At 44.0% G+C, this 6,455-nt stretch carries 6 protein-coding genes; 5 read left to right on the top strand and 1 reads right to left on the bottom strand.

The features are described from left to right. The first annotated feature begins 261 nt into the window (after positions 1 to 261). The 4 genes from ACTXGO_RS08195 to ACTXGO_RS08180 all read left to right on the top strand — a co-directional run bounded on the left by ACTXGO_RS08195 (position 262) and on the right by ACTXGO_RS08180 (position 3,441). Positions 262 to 804, top strand: coding sequence for a porin family protein (locus tag ACTXGO_RS08195; protein WP_435949914.1), 543 nt, complete (start codon positions 262 to 264; stop codon positions 802 to 804). A 189-nt stretch (positions 805 to 993) separates the two neighbouring features. Continuing rightward, complete coding sequence (locus tag ACTXGO_RS08190; protein ID WP_443574003.1) at positions 994 to 1,569, top strand: porin family protein; 576 nt, start codon at positions 994 to 996, stop codon at positions 1,567 to 1,569. A 192-nt stretch (positions 1,570 to 1,761) separates the two neighbouring features. Next, on the top strand, positions 1,762 to 2,373 hold the full coding sequence (locus ACTXGO_RS08185; protein WP_435949912.1) for an NfeD family protein: 612 nt from the start codon (positions 1,762 to 1,764) through the stop codon (positions 2,371 to 2,373). A gap of 207 nt (positions 2,374 to 2,580) precedes the next feature. Then, positions 2,581 to 3,441: an SPFH domain-containing protein gene (locus ACTXGO_RS08180; protein WP_435951080.1), complete on the top strand. Its 861-nt coding sequence runs from the start codon at positions 2,581 to 2,583 to the stop codon at positions 3,439 to 3,441. A gap of 65 nt (positions 3,442 to 3,506) precedes the next feature. Here the strand turns inward: ACTXGO_RS08180 and hemN are convergent, their stop codons facing one another. After that, on the bottom strand, positions 3,507 to 5,027 hold the full coding sequence (gene hemN / locus ACTXGO_RS08175; protein WP_443574001.1) for an oxygen-independent coproporphyrinogen III oxidase: 1,521 nt from the start codon (positions 5,025 to 5,027) through the stop codon (positions 3,507 to 3,509). A 184-nt stretch (positions 5,028 to 5,211) separates the two neighbouring features. Between hemN and ACTXGO_RS08170 the strand changes: the two genes are divergently transcribed. Further along, a partial coding sequence (locus ACTXGO_RS08170; RefSeq protein ID WP_443574000.1) for a YifB family Mg chelatase-like AAA ATPase occupies positions 5,212 to 6,455 on the top strand: 1,244 nt, incomplete at its 3' end.

The following is a 6,455-nucleotide window of genomic DNA, read 5'->3' as shown; positions in this document are numbered from 1 at the left end:
TTTTTTTAATTAAAAAAGGCCATTCATGGACATAAATATTGCTCAAAATCTACTCATGTAACAAAAGATTTCATATCTTAGCCTTTGTAACCCATTAGGAGATGATTGCTTGCACTTCTTAACCATCATGCCCTCAATAGGCTACAGAGTATTTGAAATACTTTGTTACTATGTACTCATCGTTAGCAAACAGGACGATAGAGCAAAAAGCTCACATAAATACATAACTTGTTTGTCATATTTAAATTAATGGAGAATACAATGAAAACTCTACAAAAAACATTACTCGCATTAGCTGTTGGTTCGTTCGTTAGCGTTGGTGCACAAGCTGCTGTTACTTACGGCAATGGTTATACAGGTCAGCCGTACGTTGGTGCTAAGATTGGTCAGTTTGACACTGATGTAGACGGTGATGATCCAACTGCTTATGGTATCTATGCAGGTTATAACTTTGACCCAAACTTTGGTATGGAAGTAGAATACGTCGGATCAGATGATGCGGATCTAGATAGTGGCTTCAATGGAGAGTATGACGTCAAGACTTACGGTGCCTACGGTACTTACCGCTATGCTTTCCCGAACACAGCCTTATATGCAAAAGGTAAACTCGGTATTGCTAAAACAGAATTAGAAGCTGATTTTGATGGCGGTGGCAGTGACTCTGTAAGTGATACAGGCATTGCTGGTGGTATCGGTTTAGGATATTCAGTCAATCAAGATTTCAGTGTTGAAGCTGAATATGCCATGATGGATAGCGATGCTGATGCGTCACTTCTAACATTAGGCGCTCATCTGAAGTTCTAATATTTTATTACTATAATTGATATAAAAAACGATCACCTTGGTGGTCGTTTTTTGTTTGCATTTCATAAAAACATTTGTTTGTTCTAACGATTTTTCTTGCTATTATGCATCTGTCACGAAAGCTTGCAGTATGAGCCCAAAGACGACGAATCTATATTTTAAATTTCAGCCTTTTATTAAAGGAAAGATATGAACAATTTACAGAAGTCTTTAATTGCTTTAGTCGCAGGTTCACTACTAAGTGTCAGCGCGCAAGCTGCTTTGTTCTCTGGCGTAGCAGGTTATACTGGACAACCTTATTCTGGTGTTAAAGTTGGTCAGTATAGCCCTGATGATGTTGATGATGACGCTTTTTCTTATGGGGTGTATGGCGGTTATAAGTTCACGCCAGAATTCGGTGTTGAAGCTGAGTATCTGACTACTAACGATGCTGATGCTTTTGATGATGAGTTTGAAAAGGCAGAGTATAGTGGTGATGTTTACGGCTTATACGCTACTTATGATTATGTATTTCCTAACACTGCGTTATACGCTAAAGGCCGCTTAGGTATTGCAAAAAACGAGATTGATGTCGATTATACTGATAATTTTGACACGCGTGAAAACGATAGTTTTAGCGAATCCGATACAGGAGTAGCTGGTGGCTTAGGTTTAGGGTATAACCTTACTCCTATGGCGAGCATTGAAGCTATGTATAATTTCTATCCTTCTGTTGAAGACTTAGATGTAGATGGTATCACTGTAGGTGCTCACTTTAAATTTTAGGCTATAGTACAATTATCTAATGAAAACGATCACTTCGGTGGTCGTTTTTTTGTGCCTATAACTTTTATTAATAACTTTTAGGTTATCAAATCCGATAAGCTATAAATAACAGTATATTATTGATTTATAAGAGAATAGTAAGCGCTTAACTGTGCTACATTAAAGGATAGGAATGCATAGGAGCATACAGCGATGATTGAGACCCTTTGGATGATTGAGCCTTGGCATTGGTTGGTACTTGGCTTTGTGTTGATGATTGCTGAGATATTTATTCCTACTTTTGCAAGCCTTTGGTTTGGCGCAGCAGCATTGATTGTCGCCGCCCTAGCATGGCTCTTGCCTGTGCCTTTAGTCTTTCAAGTGATTATCTGGCTTGTACTATCGGTGCTATTTATGTTTGCTTGGATCAAATATATCAAACCGCTATCTATTAATCGCAGTAAAGCAGGACTAGATAGTAGTACGCTCATTGGTGAGACGGGTATGATCGTACTCAAACCGCAAAAGAATACTGCCGGAATCATCCGCTTTAATGTCCCTATTTTTGGCGCTGATGAGTGGCCTTGTCGTATTCGTAGTGAGAGCGTAGAGGTCGGCGATCGGGTTATAGTCACAGGATTAAGTGGTAACGATCTAATGGTTGCACCAACCAAACGTATCGCCGCGCCAAGTATTGCTACTCATCCTAATATCAATCCTGTTGAGAGCCGAGTCATACCCGAAAAAGCAAAAGCTAGTCGGCTTGATCTCAACAAACCTAATCTTGATAGCGTGCGCTTGAAGAACAAGTTTATCGATAAGTGAGGTATGGTTCAGAATCTTTATTGTAAGCTACCTTGATATCGCCAGAACTTTGACATTACCAGACGTAGAGCTAAAGGTGGTGTGAATTTTTTCTACAAATATAACGCTAGTCAAGCACCGTAATGATTTAGACAAAATTTTTTAACATTGCTGCGCTCTTGATAGCAATGGCTCAAGGAGAGCACTATGAACAGCATTATAAATAACATGAGTGGCGTCAGTATTGTGATGATACTTCTCATAGCCTTAGTAGCTTTTACCGTATTTAAAGGGGTACGCATCGTACCGCAGGGTTATAAATGGGTGGTTCAGCGCTTAGGTAAATACAATCAGACGCTAGAGCCTGGTCTGACGCTGATTATTCCGTTCATTGATAGAGTGGCGTACAAAGTGACGACCAAAGACATCGTACTCGATATTCCATCACAAGAAGTCATCACCCGCGATAATGTTGTCATTATTGCCAACGCGGTCGCTTATATCAATATTGTCCGTCCAGACAAAGCGGTCTACGGTATCGAAGATTATGAGTATGGTATCCGCAATTTAGTACAGACCTCACTTCGTTCTATCATTGGTGAGATGGATTTGGACAATGCTCTGTCTAGTCGTGACGAGATCAAAGCTTTGCTCAAGCATGCTATCTCAGAAGATATCGCTGATTGGGGTATTACTCTAAAGACCGTTGAGATTCAAGACATTAACCCCTCACAAACCATGCAAGCCTCTATGGAAGAGCAGGCCGCAGCAGAGCGTCTACGCCGCGCAACAGTGACCCGTGCTGATGGTCAAAAGCAAGCGGCTATCTTAGAAGCTGATGGTCGCCTTGAAGCCTCACGCCGCGATGCTGAAGCGCAAGTGGTACTGGCCAAAGGCTCAGAAGAATCTATTCGCCTTATTACCGCGGCGATGGGTGATGAAGAGATGCCGATTGTCTACTTACTTGGCGAGCAGTACATTAAGTCGATTCGTAAACTGGCAGAGTCTGATAATTCAAAAATGGTCGTGTTACCTGCTGATATTTTGAGCACCGTTAAAGGTATGGTCGGTGATAAGTTTAAAGTGTAGTCCATAATTTAAAAAAAGACCTCGCTTGAGGTCTTTTTTTTGGCTGCTCTTGTGACTATGAACGGTTAAATCACTTTAGAAAAACGGTCTTTATGTTTGACGCTTAGATACTCATCAAACACCATCGCTACGTTGCGACCAAGCAGGCGACCTCTGGGCAAAACGCGAATACCCGCTGCATCCATATCTATCAGCTTATCTTTTTGCATAGCATCCAACTGGCTGATCTCATCAATAAAATAAGTCACTGCATCAATACCAAATTTTTGATTGACGTCTTTAAAGTCGATATAGTCGTGACAAAGCAGATTCATAATCACGTACTCACGCAGACGGTCTTTGAGTGAGGTTTTGATGCTTTTAACAGCAGGAATCAGGTTAGGGTTATGACGTGCCTTATCAATACTCTCCTTATAAGCTTGCAAGTCGGTATCGTTTTGCAAAATATAGCGCGTATTACTATTGGCGATTTGGCTGATGGCTGAGACTCCAAAGCCGAGCAAATCGCAATCGCCCATGATGGTATAACCCTGAAAATTACGGTGTAATTTACCGGCGCGCTGTGCTATCGCCAACTCATCATCCGCTTTGGCAAAATGATCGATACCGATATATTGATAGCCTGCTGCAGTGAGCATATTGACCGTATTGCCAAGCATAGTGAGCTTGTCGCTAGGGCTAGGTAGATCCTCATCCTTGATCTGCCGCTGCGCTTTAAAACGCTCAGGCAAATGCGCGTAGTTAAACACAGACAGACGATCAGGTGACATCTCTATGATGCGTGCAACGGTCTTGGCAAGTGTATCAGGGGTCTGATGCGGGAGACCATAAATCAAATCAATGTTGATAGAGCCAAAACCAAGCTTGCGCGCCTCAGCCAAGATATGAGCAATCAATTCTGCTGAATGGACGCGGTTGACAGCGATTTGCACCGCGTCATCCAAATCCTGCACCCCTAAGCTAATGCGATTAAAACCAAGACTACGCAACGTTTTGAGGGTATTATCTCCAAGCTCGCGCGGATCAATCTCGATAGAGTAATCCCCTTTATCCTCATCCAAAAACTCAAACTGCGTCTGCAAAAACTTCCACAGTTGCACCAGCTCCTCATCGCGCAAAAACGTCGGCGTACCACCGCCTAGATGCAGCTGTTTAACGATAGGCTTATCACTACCCTCTGGCGCAGTTAGCAAACGGCGTTTTTGTTTTACCTCATCGATCAAATACGCTAAATAATCGCCCGAGTCACTGTTCTTTTTAGTAATAATTTTATTGCAAGCGCAGTAATAGCATAGATGACGACAAAAAGGGATATGAAAGTACAGAGATAATGGCGTGCGTGCTTCACGCTTTTGGAGTATTTTTGTCTCTAGATTTTCAGCGATGGGGGAGAATTCTAGTGCCGTTGGATATGACGTGTAGCGGGGCCCTGAACGATTGTATTTTTGGATAATGGCGTCGTCAAAGGCAGGGAGCTGCTTACTGGTGATACTGCCGCGCGTGCTAGCATAAGGGTTGTCAGGCTGGGCGGTAGGGCGCACGGTAGTAGGCGGCGCGTCATGTGCGTAATGATCAAATTCTGCCATGTCCGTATCCTTTTTTATATTGTAAACGTTTAGTAATGTCATTTTATTATATCAAATCCCTAATAAAAGTAGGGGTAATTTATGGTCTAAGGGTTTATTGGCTCAAAAAAATCATCAATGACACGACATTTGCGCGTCAGTAGATAATACTTTATTATCAATCAATCTGCATAAGGAAGTGCTCATGTCGTTCGCGCAAGTCTATACCCGCTCCGTAGTCGGTCTACATGCTCCGCAAGTTATCATCGAAGTCCATCTCTCTCAAGGCTTGCCTGCACTGACTATCGTCGGACTCCCAGCCGCAGCAGTCAGAGAGAGTAAAGATCGGGTGCGCTCAGCTATTATAAATTCAGGATTTCAGTTCCCCAACAGGCGTTTAACCATAAATCTTGCGCCAGCTGATTTGCCCAAAGACGGCGCGCGTTTGGATCTGCCCATTGCCATTGGTATTTTGGCCGCCAGTGGTCAGCTTGAGCCTGAGGTACTCACTGGGTTTGAGTTTATCGGAGAGCTGGCGCTAAATGGCGAGCTACGACAAGTGACTGGGAGCCTTGCTGTTGCCCGAGCCATTAAGGCTGAACAGTCCGCGTCAAAAGAGACAGTAACAAAAGAGACAATAACAAAAGAGACATTAGCAACGCGTCAGCTTATGGTACCAAGCGCTAACGGCGCTGAGGCCAGCCGAGTGGACGGTATAGAGGTGCTTGGCGCGATAAGTCTAAAGGCGGTTTGTGATCATCTGCAAGCGCTAACGGATGCCACCATGACGGACAAACAGCTGACACCAGTTGTGCCAACGCCAGCCCCCAAACATACAGGGTATAAAGTTGATTTAGCTGATGTAAAGGGTCAGCATCATGCGCGCCGAGCGCTTGAGATCGCAGCTGCTGGCGGGCATTCATTACTATTTACAGGACCACCAGGTTCGGGTAAGACCTTGATGGCGTCGCGCCTACCAACGATACTGCCAGATCTTAGCGCTGAGGATGCGTTAGAGGTCGCTAGTACCTATTCGGTCGCAGATAGCGAGTATGACTATGGTACGCGCCCCTTTCGTCAAGTGCATCACACCATATCAGCCGTCGCCTTGGTTGGTGGCGGCTCACGTCCCAAACCTGGCGAGATTACCCTTGCCAATAAAGGCGTGTTGTTCCTTGATGAATTACCTGAGTTTGAGCGTACGGTGTTAGAAGTACTACGCCAACCATTAGAAGCCAAGCAAATTACCATTAGCCGCGCCAACTCACAAATGACGTTTCCTGCCAACTTTCAGCTAGTGGCCGCGATGAATCCGTGTCCTTGCGGTTATGATGGCGACGCCTCTAATCGTTGCCGCTGTCGTCCTGAACAGATCAAGCGCTATCAAGATAAGCTCTCAGGGCCACTACTAGATCGTATTGACTTGCATATTACCGTACCTGCGCTACC

Source organism: Psychrobacter sp. T6-1 (genome assembly GCF_052258445.1).
This window is presented reverse-complemented; position numbering and strand designations above follow the sequence as displayed.

Excerpts from the sequence above, each read along its gene's own strand:
- ACTXGO_RS08180 (WP_435951080.1), top strand. The coding sequence starts at position 2,581 with ATGAGTGGCGTCAGTATTGTGATGATACTTCTCATAGCCTTAGTAGCT.
- ACTXGO_RS08190 (WP_443574003.1), top strand. The coding sequence starts at position 994 with ATGAACAATTTACAGAAGTCTTTAATTGCTTTAGTCGCAGGTTCACTA.
- hemN (WP_443574001.1), bottom strand. The coding sequence starts at position 5,027 with ATGGCAGAATTTGATCATTACGCACATGACGCGCCGCCTACTACCGTG.
- ACTXGO_RS08185 (WP_435949912.1), top strand. The coding sequence starts at position 1,762 with ATGATTGAGACCCTTTGGATGATTGAGCCTTGGCATTGGTTGGTACTT.
- ACTXGO_RS08195 (WP_435949914.1), top strand. The coding sequence starts at position 262 with ATGAAAACTCTACAAAAAACATTACTCGCATTAGCTGTTGGTTCGTTC.